At 73.2% G+C, this 18936-nt stretch carries 14 protein-coding genes, 1 tRNA gene and 2 pseudogenes; 7 read left to right on the top strand and 10 right to left on the bottom strand.

Translation table 11 applies throughout. The features are described from left to right. The 3 genes from HF519_RS23685 to HF519_RS23675 form a co-directional block, all read right to left on the bottom strand. The coding region (locus HF519_RS23685) for a metal ABC transporter permease (RefSeq protein WP_312860308.1) at positions 1–839 on the bottom strand (839 nt) is incomplete at its 3' end. Continuing rightward, on the bottom strand, positions 836–1690 hold the full coding sequence (locus HF519_RS23680) for a metal ABC transporter ATP-binding protein (protein WP_169415204.1): 855 nt from the start codon (positions 1688–1690) through the stop codon (positions 836–838). The genes HF519_RS23680 and HF519_RS23685, both read right to left, overlap by 4 nt. A 61-nt stretch (positions 1691–1751) precedes the next feature. Next, positions 1752–2783, bottom strand: coding sequence for a metal ABC transporter solute-binding protein, Zn/Mn family (locus HF519_RS23675; protein WP_169415203.1), 1032 nt, complete (start codon positions 2781–2783; stop codon positions 1752–1754). Between the two features lie 142 nt (positions 2784–2925). Here HF519_RS23675 and HF519_RS23670 point away from each other — a divergent pair, with 142 nt between their 5' ends. Next, positions 2926–4029 (top strand): LacI family DNA-binding transcriptional regulator, encoded by a 1104-nt coding sequence (locus HF519_RS23670; protein ID WP_169415202.1) that lies wholly within the window; start codon positions 2926–2928, stop codon positions 4027–4029. Between the two features lie 36 nt (positions 4030–4065). Here HF519_RS23670 and otsB read toward each other — a convergent pair whose 3' ends face one another. The 3 genes from otsB to HF519_RS23655 all read right to left on the bottom strand — a co-directional run bounded on the left by otsB (position 4066) and on the right by HF519_RS23655 (position 7757). After that, positions 4066–4839: a trehalose-phosphatase gene (otsB, locus tag HF519_RS23665; protein WP_169415201.1), complete on the bottom strand. Its 774-nt coding sequence runs from the start codon at positions 4837–4839 to the stop codon at positions 4066–4068. Further along, on the bottom strand, positions 4832–6268 hold the full coding sequence (locus HF519_RS23660) for an alpha,alpha-trehalose-phosphate synthase (UDP-forming) (protein ID WP_169415200.1): 1437 nt from the start codon (positions 6266–6268) through the stop codon (positions 4832–4834). Before HF519_RS23660 ends, otsB begins: the two co-directional genes overlap by 8 nt. An 85-nt stretch (positions 6269–6353) precedes the next feature. Further along, complete coding sequence (locus HF519_RS23655; RefSeq protein WP_169415199.1) at positions 6354–7757, bottom strand: threonine/serine exporter family protein; 1404 nt, start codon at positions 7755–7757, stop codon at positions 6354–6356. A 132-nt stretch (positions 7758–7889) separates the two neighbouring features. On the opposite strand from HF519_RS23655, the gene HF519_RS23650 reads away from it, so the two are divergent. Both HF519_RS23650 and HF519_RS31740 read left to right on the top strand, forming a co-directional pair. Beyond that, positions 7890–7962: transfer RNA gene (locus HF519_RS23650), tRNA-Thr, on the top strand. A 156-nt stretch (positions 7963–8118) separates the two neighbouring features. Beyond that, a pseudogene (locus tag HF519_RS31740) lies at positions 8119–8337 on the top strand (ArsR family transcriptional regulator); the annotation flags it as partial. On the opposite strand, the gene HF519_RS23640 reads toward HF519_RS31740, so the two are convergent. Genes HF519_RS23640 through HF519_RS23630 form a run of 3 tightly spaced genes read right to left on the bottom strand, consistent with a single transcriptional unit; the run spans position 8310 to position 13586 of the window. After that, positions 8310–8474: a hypothetical protein gene (locus tag HF519_RS23640; RefSeq protein ID WP_169415197.1), complete on the bottom strand. Its 165-nt coding sequence runs from the start codon at positions 8472–8474 to the stop codon at positions 8310–8312. The pseudogene HF519_RS31740 and the gene HF519_RS23640 overlap by 28 nt on opposite strands. A gap of 13 nt (positions 8475–8487) precedes the next feature. Then, on the bottom strand, positions 8488–12192 hold the full coding sequence (locus HF519_RS23635; protein WP_169415196.1) for an ATP-binding protein: 3705 nt from the start codon (positions 12190–12192) through the stop codon (positions 8488–8490). Further along, complete coding sequence (locus tag HF519_RS23630; protein ID WP_169415195.1) at positions 12189–13586, bottom strand: sensor histidine kinase; 1398 nt, start codon at positions 13584–13586, stop codon at positions 12189–12191. The genes HF519_RS23635 and HF519_RS23630 overlap by 4 nt, the downstream gene beginning before the upstream one ends. 410 nt (positions 13587–13996) lie before the next feature. Here HF519_RS23630 and HF519_RS23625 point away from each other — a divergent pair, with 410 nt between their 5' ends. Both HF519_RS23625 and HF519_RS23620 read left to right on the top strand, forming a co-directional pair. Beyond that, positions 13997–14194, top strand: coding sequence for a hypothetical protein (locus tag HF519_RS23625; protein ID WP_169415194.1), 198 nt, complete (start codon positions 13997–13999; stop codon positions 14192–14194). Between the two features lie 53 nt (positions 14195–14247). Beyond that, positions 14248–15435, top strand: a complete 1188-nt coding sequence (locus HF519_RS23620) for a hypothetical protein (RefSeq protein WP_169415193.1) — start codon at positions 14248–14250, stop codon at positions 15433–15435. 127 nt (positions 15436–15562) lie between these two features. Here the strand turns inward: HF519_RS23620 and HF519_RS23615 are convergent, their stop codons facing one another. After that, a complete protein-coding gene (locus tag HF519_RS23615) occupies positions 15563–17365 on the bottom strand; it encodes a GNAT family N-acetyltransferase (RefSeq protein ID WP_169415192.1) in 1803 nt (600 codons plus the stop codon). A gap of 869 nt (positions 17366–18234) precedes the next feature. On the opposite strand from HF519_RS23615, the gene ectA reads away from it, so the two are divergent. After that, positions 18235–18768, top strand: coding sequence for a diaminobutyrate acetyltransferase (ectA, locus tag HF519_RS23610; protein ID WP_169415191.1), 534 nt, complete (start codon positions 18235–18237; stop codon positions 18766–18768). Positions 18769–18776: 8 nt separating this feature from the next. Continuing rightward, positions 18777–18936 (top strand): annotated as a pseudogene (locus HF519_RS31735) (diaminobutyrate--2-oxoglutarate transaminase); the annotation flags it as partial.

Genomic DNA, 18936 nt, shown 5'->3' with positions numbered 1-18936 from the left:
CGGCCGCGCAGGCGCCCGATCAGCCGGCAGGCCAGGTAGCTGAGGAACGCGATCGCGGCGACGTATCCGGACACCGGCAGCCCGGGTGCGAGGGACAGCACCGTTCCGCCGAGCAGTGAGAGCTCGGCGAGGAACACGGCCAGCACCGTCGCGAGTACCGGGCTCGCGGTGACCCGGGCCGCGGCGGCACCCGGCGCGATCATCACCGCGAGCACCAGGATCGCGCCCACGATCGGCACCGCGAGCGCGGTGGTGAGTCCGATGAGCACCGCGAAGACCAGCGACAGCAGCCGCACGGGGACGCCCCGCGCCAGCGCGACGTCGGGGTCGGCGCTGGCGAACAGCAACGGCCGATAGAGCACCGCCATCACCGCGACGACCAGCACGGCGACGGTCCCGAGCACCCACAGGTTGGTCGAGTCGACCGAGACGATGGAGCCGGTGAGCAGGCCGAACTTGTTCGACGCCCGGCCGCTGTAGAGCGCGAGCATCAGCACCCCGAGGCCCAGGCCGAAGGCCAGCACCACGCCGATCACCGAGTCGCGTTCGCGCTGCCGCAGCCCGAGCACCCCGAACACCAGGCCGGCGACCACTGCACCGGCGACGGCCCCGACCCCGACGCCGATGCCGATCAGCAACGCCGCCGCGCCTCCGGTGAAGGCGAGCTCGGCGGTGCCGTGGACCGCGAACGCCATCCCGCGGGCCACGATCAGCGGGGCCAGCGCGCCGGCCACCAGCCCGAGCACCGCACAGGCGATCAGCGCGTTCTGCACGAACGGCAGGGCGAGCAGTTGCCCGAGGCCCTCCAACGTGAACAGCCGGTCGACGATCCCGGTCACGGTGTGCCCCCCTCGGGTTCGCCGGGCTCCCCGTGACCGGGGTGCCGGCAGCCGTCCTCCGCGCCCACCACCACCAGCCGGCCGCGCACCCGCAGCACGTCGACCTCGGTGCGGTACAGCTCGGAGAGCACCTCGGAGGTCATCACCTCGTGGGGACGGCCGATCCGGAACCGGCCGTCGACCAGGTAGAGCATCCGGTCGACGAGCGGCAGTACGGGGTTGATCTCGTGGGTGACGAACAGGACGGCCGTCGAGGCCGCCCGTCGCCGTTCGTCGATGAGCCGGGTGACCGTGTGCTGGTGGGCCAGGTCCAGGGAGAGCAGCGGCTCGTCGCACAGCAGCACGTCGGGGTTGCCGACGAGCGCCTGGGCCACCCGCAACCGCTGCTGCTCCCCACCGGACAGCCTGCCGACGGGGGCGTTCGCGTAGCCGGTCCCGCCGACGGCGGCCAGGGCCGTATCGACCCGGGCCCGCCGTTCCCGGCGCCCGCGCAGCCCGATCCCGAGCCGGTGCCCGTCCAGCCCGAGCCCGACCAGGTCGCGGCCACGCAACGGCAGATCGGGGTCGAGCGCCTTCTGCTGCGGGATGTAGCCGATGCTCGGGCTGCCCCGCCGCGGCGGCCGGCCGGAGATCCGCACCTCACCCGCCGACAGGGGCAGCAGCCCGAGCAGCACCTTCATCAAGGTCGTCTTGCCCGATCCGTTGGGGCCCAGGACCGCGACGAACTCGCCGGGGGCGATGTCGAGGTCCAGGCCGTCCCACAGCGTGCGGGGACCGAAGCTGAGCCGGGCGCCGCGCAGGGACACCGCGCTCACACCCGGCTGCCGCGTGGGAGCGGTGCCCGGCCCCATGCGGCCGATGTCGTGCCCGGCGACGGTGCTCATCGGCCCGTCTCCTCCGATCGTCGTGGGGTCAGGTCCGGTCCAGCGCGGTGGCCAGCGCGTCGATCTGGCCGTCCATCCAGGTGACGTAGTCGGTCACGCCCGCCGGCAGCGTCTCGGTCACCTCGACCACGGGGACGCCCGCCGTCGTGGCGGCCTGCCTGACCTGGTCGGTGGTGGGCGTCTGGGTCTGGCCGTTCAGCACCAGGACACGCACCGGGTCGGTGGTGAACAGGGCGAGCGTCTGCTGGAGCACGGCTGCGGGCGGGTCGGTGTCGGTCTCGACCGCCCGTGCGAACTCCTCCGGGGTCGCGTTCGTCAGGCCGGCGTCGGAGAGCAGGTAGCCGGGGACCGGCTCGGTCACGGCGACCCGGGTGCCCGGGTGAGCGGCCTTGATGGCGTCGACCTTCGCCTGCAGGCCGTCGATCCGGGCGATGAAGGCGTCGGCGTTGGCCGAGTACTCCGCGGCGTTGGCCGCGTCGGTCACGCGGAGGTCGAGCGCGATCTGGCCGGCCAGCTTCTTCACGGCCGGCAGGCTGTACCAGACGTGCTCGTTGAGCGATCCGTGGTCGTGGCCGGCGTGCGCGTCGCCGTGCGCATCGCCGTGGGCGTCGCCGTGTTCACCGTGCGCATCACCGTGGGCGTCGCCGGCCGGCTCGGTCGCTGAAGTGTCCTCGAGGCCGGACACCGCGACCGCGTCGATCACGGTGCGGTCGCCGCCCGCGGAGGAGACCAACCCGGTCATGAAGTCGTCGTAACCGCCGCCGTTGAGCACGACGATCTGCGCGCCGGCGACGGTGGCGGCCTCGGCCGGGGTGGCCTCGTGCGAGTGCGGGTCGGCGGACGGGTCGTCGATGATCGACGAGACCGTCACGTTGTCGCCGCCGACCGCCTGCGCGATCGCGGCGTAGACGTTGGTCGACGCGACGACCTTCACCGACGAGCCGGTCGCGGGAGCCGGGGCGGCCGCGGTGTCGGCCGACGACCCACAGGCGGCCAGCGCCAGGGTGAGGGCGGCGAGACCGGCCGCGGCGGTGCCGAGGCGGAGACGGCGCAGAGACATGGGGCGTTCGCTCCTGATATCAGTGGATGCGCATGCGTACATTGATAACCGTTGTCGATTCACTCTACCGTGTGGCGCGCGCCTCTGTGCCGCCACGCGGCCGGACTTCCGCCTCGGGAGCCCGGCCGGTTAGGTTCTGGGAATGTCCGGGCCCCCGAACACCCGCAGGCCGGCCACCCTGGCCTCGCTCGCCGCTGAGCTCGGTGTGTCGCGGACCACGGTCTCCAACGCATACAACCGACCCGACCAGCTCTCCGCCCCGCTCCGTGCCCGAGTGCTCGAAGCCGCGCGCCGACTCGGGTACCCCGGTCCGGACCCGGTCGCTCGTTCGCTGCGTACGCGGCGGGCCGGGGCGGTCGGGCTGCTGCTGACCGAGGCCCTGTCCTATGCGTTCCGGGACCCGGTCGCGACCGGTTTCCTCGAGGGGCTCGCGCTCGCCTGCGAGCGGGCCGGCCAGGGGCTGCTGCTGGTCCCCGTGAGCCCCGAACACGAGGACGTCGCCGCGGTGCACCAGGCGGGGGTGGACGGCTTCGTCGTCTACTCCGTCCGCGAGGACGACCCGCACTTCCTGGCCGTGCTGCAGCGCCCGGTGCCCACCGTCGTGTGCGACCAGCCGGTCGGGGTGGAGGGCGTCGACCGGGTGGGCGTGGACGACCGCGGCGCCATGCTGGGCCTGGCCCGGCACCTCACCGGACTCGGGCACCGCCGCGTCGGCGTGCTCTGCATGCGGCTCGGGGCCAACCGGCACGACGGGCCCGCCGACGAGGCCCGGCAGGCCGGCGTGACCTATCCGGTGCAGCGCGACCGGCTGGCCGGGCTGCGTGACGGGCTGGCCGAGGCCGGGGTCAGCTGGTCGGAGATCCCGGTGTACGAGCGGTTCGAGCACACCGTCGGCGCCGGGGAGGCCGCGGCCGCGGAGCTGCTGACGGCCCATCCCGAGGTCACCGCGGTGGTCTGCACCTCGGACATCCTGGCCCTCGGAGCACTGCGCCACGCCACCCAGCGGGGCCTCGTGGTGCCCGACGACCTGACCATCACCGGCTTCGACGGGGTGCCGGAGGCCGAGCGGGCCGGGCTCACGACCGTGCGCCAACCGGTGCGGGAGAAGGGTCAGGTGGCCGGGGAGCTGCTGCTCGAGCGCGGGGACCGCAACCGCCCCCGGCAGGTCACCCTGCCCACGGAGCTCGTGGTCGGGTCGACCAGCCGCTCGCCGCGCGCGGTCCCGCGCTTCTTCTCCGGGTGGTGAGCGGCCGGCCGGGCCCGGCCTGAACGCCGGACGGCCTCAGCGGGAGCGCCGCAGCTCGACCAGCCGGTCGAGCACCGCGGCCATCTCCTGCGGGTCGGCGACCCGGTGCCGCGCCGCGGTCTCCCCGTCGCCCACCTTGATCCCGACGTCGCCGGTGCGAAGCCGGGCGAACCCGGTCTCGTCGGTGACGTCGTCGCCGGCGAAGAGCACGACGTCCGCGCCGACCTGCTCGCGCAGCACGTCGATCGCCGAGCCCTTGGTCACCTCCACGACCGCGAGGTCGATGACCGCCTTGCCCTCGGTCGGGTTCACGCCCGGCCAGCCGGCCGGCCCGGCGCGGACCGCATCGAGCACCCGGGCGCCGACGTCGGGGTCGGCGTTGCGGACGTGCACCGCGACGCCGGCGGGCTTGTGCTCGAGCGCGACCCCGGACCCCTCACCGGCGGTGCGGTCCACGAGGTCGCGCAACGCCGCTGTGAGCTCGTTCTTCAGCTCCTGCTGGTCGGCGTCGAGCAGGGAACCGTCGGCGTCGTCGGAGAACTCGCCGCCGTGGCTGCCGACCATCCGGATCGGCGCCCCGAAGCCCGAGACCGCCGCCAGGTCGGCGAGACCGCGCCCGGACACCAGCGCGACGGTGGTGCCGGGGAGCTGGGCGAGCTCGTCGACGGCTCGCGCGGAGGCGGGCAGCGGGCGGGCGGCCGACGGTTCGGACACGATCGGGGCCAGCACGCCGTCGAAGTCCAGGGTGACCAGCAGCCGCGGCGCCGCGGCCGCCGCCCGAAGTGCGCCGTCGAGGTCGGGCTCACCCATGCCGGGCGTCCACCGGCTCCGGCATGCCGAGCGCATCGAGGAACGAGCGCGCCCAGCGGTCGACGTCGTGCGTCATGACCTGCCGGCGCAGCGCCTTCATCCGCTTGCGCCCCTCCTCCGGGGTGACCGTCAGCGCTTCGTACAGGGTGTTCTTCACGCCGTCGGTGTCGTGCGGGTTGACCTGGAAGGCCTGGGCCAGCTCGATGGCGGCCCCGGCGAACTCCGAGAGCACGAGCGCGCCGCCGAGGTCGTGCCGGCAGGCGACGTACTCCTTGGCGACCAGGTTCATCCCGTCCCGCAACGGCGTCACGAGCATGACGTCGGCGGCCAGGAAGAACGCGGCCAGTTCCTCGCGCGGCAGCGACTGGTGCAGGTAGTGCACGGCCGGGAACCCGACCCGGGAGAACTCGCCGTTGATCCGCCCGACGCTCTGCTCGATGTCGTTGCGCATCCGCTGGTAGTGCTCGACGCGTTCCCGGCTCGGGGTGGCCAGCTGCACCATGACGGTGTCCTCGGAGCTGATCCGGCCCTCCTCGAGCAGCTCCTGGAACGCCAGCAACCGGACGTCGATGCCCTTGGTGTAGTCGAGGCGGTCGACACCGAGGACGATCTTCTCCGGATCGCCCAGATCGGCCCGGATCTCGGCCGCGCGCTTGCGCACCGAGTCGCTGCGGGAGAGCTGGTCGAGGGCGGCGGAGTCGATCGAGATCGGGAACGCGCCGATCCGCACCGGCCGCTCGTCGACGAGGATCTCGTTGCGGCCGTGGCCCGCCTTGGCGCCGGCCAGGTGGGTGGCCAGCCAGCGGAAGTTGCGCACGCCGCCCGGCGTGTGGAACCCGACGAGATCGGCGCCGAGCAACCCCTCCACGATCTCGCGGCGCCAGGGCAGCTGCATGAACAGCTCGGTCGGGGGAAACGGGATGTGCAGGAAGAAGCCGATCCGCAGGTCCGGACGCAGCTCTCGCAGCGCCGCGGGCAGCAACTGCAGCTGGTAGTCCTGCACCCAGATCGTGGCGCCCTCCGCGGCGACCTCGGCGACGGTCTCGGCGAAGCGCTGGTTCACCCGGACGTAGGCCTGCCACCAGTGCCGGTGGAACGCCGGGGGCGCGACGACGTCGTGGTAGAGCGGCCACAGCGTGCCGTTGGAGAAGCCTTCGTAGTAGTCCTGGACCTCCTGCGCGCAGAGCCGGACCGGGTGGAGCTGGAGGCCGTCCTCGACGAGCGGCTCGACGTCGGCGTCGGCCAGCCCGGGCCAGCCGATCCACGCGCCCTCCCGGCTGCGCAGCATGGGCTCCAGCGCCGTCACCAGGCCTCCGGGGCTGCGCTTCCAGCGCTGGCTTCCGTCGGGTGCCCTCTCCAGGTCGACGGGCAGCCGGTTGGCCACCACCACGAAGTCCGCCCTGGGGGAACCGGTACTGCCCTCTACCACAGGTCCTCCTCGCCCGCCGCGGACCGGTCGCTGCTCGAGCCGGCGTGCGGCTCTCGGCGGGTGCCCGCGGATCCGACGGACGAGCCTACTGCCGCTCGTCGTCGGGCGCGGGGTCGACGATGGCGGATCTGCGCCGCGGCCGGGTGACGAACTCGCCGAGGGCGACGCCCGCGGCCAGTGCGAGGCCGATCGCCAGCGCCACCGTCACGGTCACCAGTCCCTCGGACAGCCCCTCCACGGAGAGCTGGTAGAAGCCGCGGTAGGCGGTCAGCCCGGGCAGTAGCGGGGTGATCCCGGCCAGGATGACCACGAGCGACGGCACCTCGCCCCGGCGGCGCAGCAGACCCGCCGCGAGCCCGATGACGATGGCGGCGGCACCGGTGGCGGTCACCGGTCCTGCGTCTGCGAGCTGCGCGAGCGCTCCGTAGGTCCCCCAACCGGCCGCTCCGGCGAGCCCGGCGACGTACAGCGACCTCAGCGGCGCGTACCCGGCGAGGGCGTAGCAGGCCGCTGCAGCCGCACCCGCGGCCAGCGAGACCCCGAACCGGCCCGGGCCGCCCGCGATATCGCCGGCCACCTCGAGCGCGACGCCGAGCTGGAAGCCCAGCTTCAGGCCGATGACCACCCCGGTGAGCAGCCCTGCCGACAGCAGTGCGATCTCCGCGGCCCGGCCGGCCGCCGTCACGTAGTAGCCGGAGATGGCGTCCTCCACGGTGCCGACCACGGACAGCCCGGAGAGCAGCACCGTGATCCCGGCGGCGACGACCAGGGACGGCCGGGTGCCCGGCGGGAAGGCCCCGGCGGCGAGCAGCGCGACCGTCGACACGGTGGCCAGTAACCCGCCGACCACCTGTTGGAAGAATGCCGGTAGGCCCCACCGGTTCAGCAACCGGCCGATCCGGTCGATGAGGGCGGTGACGACGAAGGCGACGGTCGCCGTCAGCGCACCTGCACCGAGCAGCACGGCGATCGACGCCGCGAGTCCTGCCCAGCCCGCGGTGGCGACCCAGCGGGGGTACGGGTGTGGGGCCTCGGTGGCCTCGGAGAGCTCCGTCGAGGCGGCCCTCACGTCGAGCCGGCCGGCCTCCAGAGCCGTCACGATGCGGCTGACCGCGGCCAGTCTCGTGAGGTCCGTCGAGCGGTAGCGCACCAGCCGCATCGACGTCACGGGCGCGGCGGCCATCCCGCGGTGGCAGCACATCGTGATCGAGGTGAACGTGATGTCCACGTCGACGGCGGACAGGCCGCTGGCGCTGGCGAGCCGCAGCATCGTCGCGGTCACCTCGTCGACGCTCTCGCCGCTGGACAGCAGGACCTCGCCGACCCGCATGCAGAGGTCGAGGACCTGCTGGACGCGGGCGTCGTCGGGGACCTCGGGCCCGACCATCAGCATCGGTACCGTGGGCGGGCCCGCGGCGAGCAGCCTGCGGGCGTCGCGGCGCAGTGCGCCGCGCAATCGGCGGGTCAGCCGGTCTGCGGGGGTTTCCACCACGGTCAGTCCACCGCCAGGGCTCGGCGGGTGCACCGGGCGATCCGGTCGGTGATCGACGGGGCCATGCCCGCCAGGGTAGGGGCGGGGCTGCGCACTACGATGCGGTGGACCACCATGGTCGCGGGGCCCGCCGGTGTAGCTCAGTTGGTAGAGCAACCGCCTTGTAAGCGGTAGGTCGTCGGTTCGAGTCCGACCACCGGCTCCGACTCCGAACAGTGCAGGTACCGCTGCCTGCCTGCTCCTCCCCGGGGGCCGCGGCATCGAACGCCGGCCATGGCCAGGATCACATCTCGCCGTTCACCGAGCCGTCGAGATCGGCGCGCTCGCCGTGGACACCGTTGGCATGCAGCCGGCTGGCTCGGTGTTGGAGGCGGCGAACCTGCTGACCGCGGTGTGGCGTGGTCGGGAGAAGCTGCACCACCTCGACGCCGAGCCGATCAATGCCATCGCCGAACGCTGGAACGACCAGTACGACCGGGAGCGAGTGCGCGCGCTCGGCGACCTGAAACGAGCGTTGGAGCGAGATCCCGTGGGCAATCCCGAGTTCGTCTACACGACCCACATCGCCGTCTGTCCTACAGCCGGCACGACTTCCAGCCGGAACATGCCGAGTACTTCGGCCGGTCGGACGAGGAACTCGCCGACCTCGAGGCCCTGCTCGAAACCGGGGAGGCCCTGCCCGTCCCCCACCACGCCGGCCAAGGTGGCTGACATGCCCGGCCACGGGTCACCGCGCACCTTCCGGCGCCAGCAGCTGCTCGCAGGTCCGGACCAGAACGCCCGCCGCGTCCCGGACGTCCTTCGTGGCTCCCGGGTACGACGCCCGGCGCCGCCAGCGGTCCAGCTGCATCGCAGCGGTCCGAACCACCTCCTGGGTCCCGGCGTCAGGGGCCAGCCCGAGGCGGACCCGCGGCTCGGTGCCGGAGGCGCCCAGCAGCAGCTCGGCCGCTCGGCGCTCGGGGTCGGCGAGGTCGATCGCGCCCGACCGCAGCGCGTCGACGAGGTCGATCTCGACGAGTTCGTGTGCGCCGGATCGGATGCGTTCGAGCTGGTAGAGAAGGGGGCGCGCCTCGTCGCTGGCCTGCGGTGAGGCCCGTAGGAGCGACTCGAGCGCGAGCAGCGCCGATCGGGCCTTCATCGCCTCGGACCGCTGGACGAACCGTGCGTCGAGCAGCTCGCACAGCCGCGGCAACCCGCTGGACGCCAGCAGAGCCGCCGCCAGGGCGGCGGCGGTCGGGGCCCGGCCGGTGCGGATCAGCTCGATCGAGAGCCGGACGCCGAGCAGGCCGAGGTGTTCCAGCAACTGGTGTCGGGAGAGACCGTCCCCGGCCGGCGGCGGCGGGTCCGTCCCGCACGGGCCGGGCGCGGTGAACGCGTCGGCCGACAGCGTGAGCCGCCGGATCTGCCCTTCGTCGTACGCGCTCAACTGCCGCAGCGACCGGTAATCCGCCTCCCGCAGCGTCGCGCCGGCCAGGGCGAGCAGCCCGGCCACCGGCACGACGACCTGGCACAGCCGGCGCACCAGCGGCTCCGCGCGGCACTCGGCCGCCGCGCGCTGCGCGTGTTCGAGCGCATCCGGCCGCCCGTCCAGCTCGTCGGCGCGGGCCAGCACCCCGATGGCGTGTGGGGGCGCAGCACCGGAGTGCAGCGTCGCGAGCAGCGTGACGTCGTCCGGGCGCCGGTGCCGCAGGAGCAGCACGGAGGCGTCCGCGACCGGGGCGCCCACGGCGTCCGGGCCGAGTAGTGCCGTGGCCGGATCCACCTCCGGCGGGAGGGCCGACCCGAGTCCCGGCAGGTCGATCACGGTCATGGCGGCGAGCGCGGGTGACGGGGAGCCGATCTCGATCCGATCGAGGTCGGCCGCCCCGTCCGGAACGGGCCCGGCGACCAGGCGAGGTTCTCCCGCTCGCGGGTGCAGGACGGTCCGCTGCTCCTCCGCGTGCCGGAACCAGGTGGGCACCCGGGTGGGGCCCGACACCGGGTCGCCACCCACCAACGCCGCGACCAGCGTCGACGTGCCGATCCCGGCCGGGCCCACGACCGCGACCCGTAGCGGTTCGTCCATCCGCTCGGCGAGCATGCGCAGTTGCTCCTCGTAGGCGGTCCCCCAGAAGAGCTCACGCGCGGCGCTCACCACGTCGCGCACCTGGTCGAGCAACGCCGGGTCGGCCCGTGGGCGCAGCGGGGGTGGGGCGAACCGGTGCGGGGCGAGCCCCGGGCCGTCGGCCGGCAGCGGAACCCAGCCCTCGACCGTGGTCCCGGCCCCTGGGCGGGAACGGATCGCGATCCGGCCACCGACCGCGCTGATCCGGGCCCGCACGTTGCGCAGCCCGCGACCCGGTGAGCCGGGCCCCGCCTCCTGGTCGTATCCCGGGCCCTCGTCGCACACGGTGAAGCACAGCCGACCGCTGGCCGTCCCCAGGCGCACCACCACGGGCGCGCCCGGTGCGTGCTTGCGGGCGTTGTTGACCGCCTCCAGGCAGCAGAAGTACACGGCGGCCTCGGCGTCGGCCGGGAACCGGTGACCGGCGCCGATGCCGCTGGAGTCCAGGGCGACCGGCGGGTGGCCGCCGGAGAGTTCCAGGTCCAGGGCCGCCACCAGACCGCGTTCGGACAGCAGCGGGGAGGACACCCCGGTCGCGGTGGCGGCGAGCACCGCCTCCGCGGTCTCGATCTGCCCGGCGATCTGGTCGAGCCGGTCCCGGACCCGGTCGAACTGCGCGGTCGCGACCTGATGCTCGACCAGGCCGAGGCTCAGGCGCAGGGACACCAGATGGTGCTGCGCGCCGTCATGCAGATCGCGCTCGATGCGTCGTCGTTCACTGTCCATCTCCGCGACCGCCTGGCGCCGCGACACCGCGATGTCCCCGGCGTGCGCGAGTACCGCCCGGAGCTGACGGTCCAGCTCGACCCCGGCCCGGCTCGCCTGCATCACCACACCGAGGCTGTCGGCGATGTCGTTCAACAGGTGGCGTCGTTGGGCGTACAGGCCGACCACCGCGCCGCGGTCCACCGCGATCGACCCGATGCGCTCCTCACCGTGATGGACGGGCACCTCGACGAGATCCTCGGTGCCCGGATCGGTCCCGGCCTCCGCCCAGGTGTAGCTGCGGTCGCGCAGCCCGGGCCGGAACACCGTGAGCCGGCAGACGGCCGCCCCCAGGCTCCGGGCGACGGCCTCCGCGAGCCGGGCCAGATCCGGAGCGTCCGCCGGGGTGGAGCGCGACAGCTCCGCGATCCGGGCGAGCACGCTGTAGGGCGTCGGCCGGGTTCCGTAGAGCAGCCGGTCGACCAGGCGCTCGGCGCGGACGTGCACGGGTTGGAACGACAGCGCTTCCAGTGCCGTCGCGAGCACCGTGACCGTCGCGACGCCCAGGATGCCGGCGCTGATCAAGGCCACCGCGACCGACTCGACGACCACGAAGCCGCCGCCGATCAACGCCACCACCAGCGTCGCGGCCAGCCCGAGGCTGAGCACCTGCTCGGCGGTCCACAACCGGGTCTGCCGCGCGGCCACCAGCACCGCTGCAGCGATCGCGGCCGATGCGAACCGGGCGAACCAGAACAGCAGCGCCGTCGGCTGCCCGGTCACGTCGTTGCCCTGCACCGTCGGATCGACGAGGATGAGGCGCAGCGTGACGGCGGAGCCGGCCAAGCCGAGCTGCCCCCACAGCCAGGTGAGCAACGCCAGAACGACGGTGACGGCGAACACGGCCGCCAGCACGCTGAACAGCAGTCGGGCCTGGGTGCGCTGCTCCATGGTCAACCCGTGGTGGTTCCGCTGCCGCAGCAGCGCGGACAACACGATCGACGGAACGAGGAATCCGAAGAACAGCACGCAGCTGATGGTGTGCGGGAGCAGCGCGGTGCCCGCACCGACCAGCAGCAGGGCGCCCACACCCGCGGCGACCACGAGTCTGCGCCGCCCGGGACCGGGGCGGAGGAGCCGGCCCGAGGGGAAGAGCAGCAGCGCGAGGACGAAGGCTGCACAGGCGACGGCGTGCAGCAGCACCTGGTGCAGCCCGTCGACGGGCAGACCCGTCGCGGTCTGCACCGCGACCGCTCCGGCGTGCGCCTGCAGGTTGAACGCGCCCGCCGACGCGACCATCGCGATGACGAGCAGCCGGATGGGCCATTCCTGCGTGCGCGAGGCCAGCAACATCGCGGCGGTGAGCAGGCTGAGCAGGCTGAATGCGTAGTCCAGGGTGGCCTGGCCGAGCGGCTCACTGCGCTGCGCCGCCTCCAGCAGCCCCCGGGCCCATGGGTCGCCACGCGCCGCGGCGTCCGGGAGGGTCGCCGCGACGTCCGGTGTGTTGGCCGCGACCAGGGCCACCGCACCCGCGGCCAGCCAGCCGACGGTGAAGACGGCGCACGCCAGGAGCAACACCGCGTATCCCATGGTGGCCGGGCGGGATGGGCTGAGTGCTCTCATCGCGCTCCCGCCTCGGCGGCGGCCGGCTCGACCGGCGGCTCGATCCGGTCGGGCAGCCAGGCCCGCAGGGTGATCACCCGGGGCCCGCCCGGGGTCGCGGTGTCCGAGCCCGCGAGGGATGCGGCCTCGTGGGTCCCGGGGGCGGCGGCATCGGTCAGCTCGATCTCCCCACCCAGGGCCGCGAGCCGCTCGGCGTCGTCGGCGAGCGCATCGCGCACCTGCTCCGCCGCGACGACCGGTGCCCGGTCCTCGACGCGCACGCTCAACCGGCCGTCGGCGTGTTCGAGGTGCACCAGCAGCTCGCACTCGGCCGGCCGGCCGGCGAGCTGCTGCACCGCCGACGCCGCGAGGTAGTAGATCCCGGACTCGATCTCCCAGGCCAGCCGCCGGGTCAGGCCGCCGGTCAGCCGCACCGGCCGCGGCAGGTCCGCGGCCAGCTCGTCGAGTGCACCCACCGGCCCCTGGTCGCGCAGCATCGCCGGGTAGACCCCACGGGCGATCACCCGGAACCGGTCGATCAGGTCGTCGAGCCCGGTCCGGGCCCGTTGCAGGGCATCCTTGGCGATTTCCGCCCGTTCCCGCCCCGGGCGCAGCGCGGCCCGCGCCGCCGACACCTCGGCGCGCAGTGCCGCGAGTCGATCCGTCGTCGCGTGCCGGAGCTCGATGACCAACCGGCGGCGTTCGACCTCGCGGGCCCGGGCGAGCCGCTGCCGGGACGCCTGGAGCTCGGTGGCGAGGTCATCGGCCCGGTGGACCTGCTCCGCCAGCTCGGCGTTGAGCGCGACGCCGCGCAGCAGCAGCCCGGCGCCGTTCGCGACGTCCTGCATCAGCCGCTGGTCCTGCGGCGTGATCGCGGCGTTCGGCTTCCCGATGGCCAGCACCGCGCGCAGCACCGTCCCGTCCAGCACGGGGACGACGTGGTTGGTGTCCGGCCGGGCGAGCAGGACGGCGAGGTTCTCGGCGGTCGGCGGTTCGCCGCCGTCGGGCGGCTGGGCGGCCGCGCTCACCAGCCGGTCGCCGACGGCGAGCCACACCACGGCCCGGCTCGCGCCGGTGCCGCTGGCCAGTACCTCTGCGAGTCCGGGGAGTGCCTGCTCGAGGGAGCCCGCGCGGATCCGCGTCGCCGCCGCGGCCAGCGCGGAGTACGGGGAGACCTCACGGTGGTGGGTCAGCCGGCCGACCAGCCGGTCGACCCGGGGCTGCACCAGGCCGAGCCCGACCACACACACCGCCGCAGCCACGAAGGGCAGCAGAGCGGCGAACGGCACCAGTACGGCAGCCCTCCCGGAGAAGATCACGGCGCCGCCGCCCCGCACCACGACGAGCAGGACCACAGCCACGCAGATGCTGATCAGTAGCGGCCGCGCCAGCTGCGCCACGATCATCCGGTTCATCGCGCACCACCGGTTCCCCCGGGTCCCCCGTCCGGGTCCTGCGAGAACCACGCTATGCCCCCCGATGGACCGGGCCAAGCGTCCAGGCGCCTCGTTCGGGGGTAGGGCGCACACCACCACGCATACGGGGGTTCGCCCCAGCCGTCCGGGGGCGCACTCCATAGTCCGATCGATCCATGGCGGGCAAGGTCTTCACAGGCGCGTCACGGACGCCACCGCCCACCACCCGACGAGCCGCGGCTGCTGCTCGAGGGTAGGGCGCGCACCACCACGGCGACGGGGGTTCTCCCCAGCCGTTCGGGTGTGTACCCCATCGCCCCGCCCATCTGCGGCGAGCAAGATCTTCACCGACGGACGAACACCGGAGACGAAGCCCGGACCCGGGACCCGAGCCCCTGCAGGAGACATTCATGGCGAAGGAGCTGAGCTTCTCGGAGCTCGACGAGGAGCAGGTGGAGCTGCTGCCCGCCCGCACCCTGGTGACGGCCTTGCAGCTCCCGGGCCAGGCGGTCGGCTGCGCCGGCGACCTGAACAACGACGGGGTCGTCGATGCCACCGGCGAGGCGTGCAAGGAGGTTCCGTGGTGGGCCCCCAAGCCGCCGGGCTAGTGGCTGATGGTCACGTCCCGGGTGTGACGGCTGCGCCCCGACGCCGGTGATCCGTGGAAGGGGCCATCGACGACACGCTCGCCCCACCCGCGGTGCCCGCGCCTCGGCCGGCCGCGGGCATCGAGTTGATCGGGCGGTACCAGGGCTCGGGGTTCACCGAGCCCCGCTACCTGGTCCGCCGCGGCGACGGGCAGGTCGTGCAGCTCTCCGAGGCTCGGCCGCCGGCCCCCGCCCCGACCCGTCCGGACCCGTTGCTCATGCTCAGGTATCGGGCGGCCCTGGTGCCCGAACACCTCGTGTGGGCGATCGCCGGGGCGTTCCGGCCGCTCTTCGCCACCCCGGTGGTGGTCGTGATGCTCGCCGGGTTCGCCGTCGTCGACGCCCTCGTCCTCGCCGGCGGCGGGCTGGGGCGGATCCCGGCGGACTCCGTCCGCGTGTTCGGCGACCGGCCGGCGCTGATCCTGCTGGTGCTGGCCCTGATCCTCGTCGCGGGCGGGTTCCACGAGTGCGGCCACGCCGCCGCGTGCCGCTACGGCGGCGCCCGGCCCGGGGTGATGGGGGTCGGGCTGTACCTGGTGTGGCCGGCGTTCTACAGCACGGTCACCGACGCCTACCGCCTCGACCGGGCCGGCCGGCTCCGGGTCGATCTGGGCGGGGTGTACTTCAACGCCGTGTCCATGACCGTCATCGGGACGGCATACCTGATCACGGGATCCCCGTGGCTGCTGGCCACGCTGATGGCCGTGCACGTCGAGACGATGTGGCAGTTCCTGCCCTCGGTGCGCCTGGACGGCTACTACATCCTCGCCGACCTGGTCGGCGTTCCGGATCTGTTCTCCCGCCTCGGCCCGGTCCTGCGCGGCGCGCCGCCCTGGCGCGAAACCCACCCGCGGGTGGCCGAGCTCAAGCCCACGACCCGCCGGATCATCACCCTCTGGGTGGCCCTGACCATCCCGTGCCTGGGCTGCTGGGTGGTCGCACTCCTCCTCCTCGCCCCCCGGGTCCTGCCCGCCGCCTGGGCGGCGTTGCTCCGGCAGCTCCAGACGATCACCACCGCCGTCCAGGCCGCTCACATCGCCGCCGCCGCGCTCGGCGTCGTTCAGCTCGTCCTGCTCGTGCTGCCCTACGCCGGCCTCGCTCTGATCATCGCCGACGTGGGACGCCGGCTCCGCCACGCCGTCCGGCCCCGCCCACCCGGCCGATCGGCGGCCACGCGCGGCGGGGGCCGGACACCGGCCTGAGACGCCCGGGGTTCGTGCCCGCTCCGCCGTCATCGGCCTGCCCCACGGACCGGCGTGCTCCCGGGGCGGCGGACCCGGGAGCACCTCCGACCGGCGGCGCCGACGACTTCCCGGCGCGGCCGCGCTGTCAACCGCGCTGCGGACCCTTCTCCTTCGCCGAGGAGATCCTCGGGGCCGGGATGTCGGGGGTCCGCCGCTCGTCACCGCGCGCCGGATCCGGCCGCCGCGGTGGGACCGGCGCCACCGAGCGCGCGTAGACGAAGCCCGACTTCTCGACCGCGCGCCGGGCCGGCTCATCCCCGGCCGGGACGGCGGCGGCCACGCTTCCGGCCCCGCAGAGCCGAGCCGCATCCCGCAGCACCACGCGCAACGTCGCGTCGTCCAGCCCACGGCCGACGGCCTCGGGTGCGGTGTAGAAGTCGTGGACGAGAGCGGAGTCGGGCGGGCGGGGGACGTCGGGCGCGGCCGCGCCGTCGGTGCGGGTCCGCGGTGCGACGAGCCAAGCGACGTGCAACAGCCGGCCGTCCTCGGTGCAGGTGTAGACGTGCTGGCCCTCCTGGATGCGCCGCAGGGCGGTGGTCAGGAACCGCTGTCGGGAGGGATCGGAACGCGCCGGCCGATAGGTCAGCAGGTCCGGCAGGCGGTTGCGACCGACGAGCTCGGTCCCGGCCGTGCCGGGCAGGGAGTGGCCGGTCCCGTCGAGGTCGTACCGGTACACGCGGGTCTCCCGGCTGGGACCGGCTCCGAGGAGGGTGCCGCGGGTGAGCGCTGCCGCGATGCCGCGGGGCCCGCGGTGCCGCATCTCGTGGGCCCATGACCGGACGTCCGCGGGCGTCACGGGCAACGGGGCGAGGGCCCTGCGTGCGGCCCACCTGATACCACCGCGCGCGAGGCGGATCACGTCCCTGCGACGAGCGACGGATGTGGGCACCAGATCGAGGGTTTCGACCTCGTCCCAGGCGTTGGCGAACCGCTCCTTGTACGGGTCGCCACCGGCCGTGAGATCCAGCTGCTCGTAGCCCTGCTCCCGGAGCATGCGGGCCAGGAAGTAGATGTGGAACTTGCCGGGGGAGTGCTTGGACAACCACGGGTCGTGGGCGATCACGCCGAGTTGCACCTCGGTGCCGCCGGACGCACCGAGATGCGCGGCGGCCACCCGGCCCCCGACGGTCATCACGGTCACGTGCAGCAGCCCCGTCACGTCGGCCATCGCCAGGTGGAACGGCCGCTTGCACGGATCCTCCTGAAAGGCCGCCGTTCCGTGAACCGCCAGGTGACGGGCGTCGTGGTAGGCGATGACCTCGTCGAACAACGGGTCCAGCTCGACCGCGGACGTGAGCTGCCGGAACTCGACGCCGCCACTCTTCTCGAGGCGGCGCAGACGGGTCTTGTTGCTGCCCTTGCGCAGGGAGGCTGCGATCTCGCTGCCGTCACCGAAACGCATGAGGGGGCGGCGGTGGCGGCGCAGCCGATGGGCGAGGCCCGGTGCGGTCCGGTCGAGCCAGGTGGTCGGCGTACCCGGTGGGAGGTAGCGGAAGCGGAGCTCCGCCGACGGCATCGCCCGGTGGAGCGTGTCGACGGCCGCTGCGGCGAACCCGTCGCCGATCTGCGGCGGGCAGATCCACGCCTGGTACTCCGCCTGCCAAGCGCCGGCGACGACGAGGAGATCATCCTTCCCGGAGCGGTCCGCCCCTACGACGGCGACCGCCAACGGCAGCAACCCCTGGAGGCGGCCGTCGGGCCCGTGGGAGAGCACCAGCAGCGGCTCGAAGTTCCGGCGGTAGGCGCGGTACCAGATGGTCGCGAAATCGGGCCCCTGGAAGGGCGTCGCCCATGGGCAGTTCCGGCACAGATCCGACCATTGGCGGAGAAAAGTCTCCTGATCGAGAAGAACGTCCGCAGCTGCTCCGCGGACGATATCGATTCTCACGGTCGCTCCCATTGCTGTCGACGCACGACGGCGTCACATGGCCAAGAAGATCGAACAAGGCTGTCGAGGTGTGCCGCCGGTGCGATCGGACGATCAATGCAGCTCGGTCACGACCGATCGCTCGTCGGCGGGCGATCTATTGCGGCGAATGGCCGCTGTCGCAGCACATCCGATACCGGCCGAGGCGGTCCGTCGCCCGGCGCCCGGCGCTCGGGTGCGGGGGGACCGCCTGGGCGGTAGCGGTGTCACGGCGATCTCCGGACCTCGGCCTTGGGATTCGTTCACGCAACGCTACTGCCGGGCCGGCAGTGCGGCCTGCATGGGGTGATCGCCGGCGTTCTCCGAGTTCCGGCGGTGTCGGTGCGCCGTAATCCGCTCGTGCAGAGTGCGCCGCGAGGCGGCCGTCGGGCTGGCCCGTTCGGAGCAGCCGGCCCACCTTCCGGCCCTCCGCCGGGGCGATCACTGCCCGAAGATCCCATTCGTCCGGCCGGCGAAGATCGTCCGAGGTCGCCGGTGGACGCATGCGCGCCGGCCGAGGCCGGGATCGCCGGGACGCGGCCGCCTCCGATGGAGCCGGCGAGGCTCGCCTCGGGCTCGCCGCCGACCGTATCCGGCCGTTGCCGTTTGGACGACGCGATCACGAGGCACTCTCAGAAGGTGGGACCGGCCCGCGACGGGTCGTACCGAGGCTCCTCCGGGGCCGGCGGACCGCCCGCCGGGAGCAGGATGGCTGAAATTGGCCCTATCTGTTCCCGATCTCGATATTCCTCAAACATCGTCGTGGACCACATCACAGAGTTTGCGCGTTTTCGCAGTTCACCGCTCAGGAGTACTGCGACGGCCCGCCATTCCTGTTACGTTCAGTCAACATGATCGCACCCGATGCCGCGACCAAGGACCCCCCGAGTACCTCGCCCGAGGTGTCGATCGATCATCTGAGTGTCGACGACGGAGTCGACTGCTGGCGACTCGCCGCGGAATCCCAGGTACTGGACGTCAACTCGCGTTACGCTTACCTGCTGTGGTGCCGGGATTTCGCCGGGACATCCGTGATCGCCAGGATCGACGGTGTCGCGGTCGGATTCGTGACCGGTTACCGCCGGCCCGATGACCCGCGCACGCTCGTCGTCTGGCAGGTCGCCGTGGATGTGGCGGCCCGCGGGAACGGGATCGCCGGCCGGATGCTGGACACCTTGTTCGACAGCGTCGCCGAACGCGACGGGGTCGATCACCTGGAGACGACGATCACGCCCGACAACGACTCGTCCGAGCGCCTGTTCACCGCTTTCGCCGAGCGCCGGAACGCGACGGTGACGAGATCAGAGCTGTTCAGCAGCGACCTGCTGGGCGGCGGACACGAGCCCGAATTCCTTTACCGAATCGGCCCGATAAAGCAAGGATGAGGAACACCATGTCGCAGTCGACGAACATCTTCGACGATCTGGAGTCCGAGGTCCGCAGCTACTGCCGAAGCTGGCCTGTGGTGTTCGACACCGCGGTGGGAAGCCGGTTGACCGATGTGGACGGCAAGTCCTACCTGGACTTCTTCGCCGGTGCGGGTGCACTGAACT

The sequence above is a fragment of the Pseudonocardia bannensis genome, from assembly GCF_012911875.1.
Taxonomy (GTDB): Bacteria; Actinomycetota; Actinomycetes; order Mycobacteriales; family Pseudonocardiaceae; genus Pseudonocardia; species Pseudonocardia bannensis.
The sequence above is the reverse complement of the archived record's forward strand: the minus strand, read 5'-3'. Positions and strand labels throughout refer to the sequence as shown.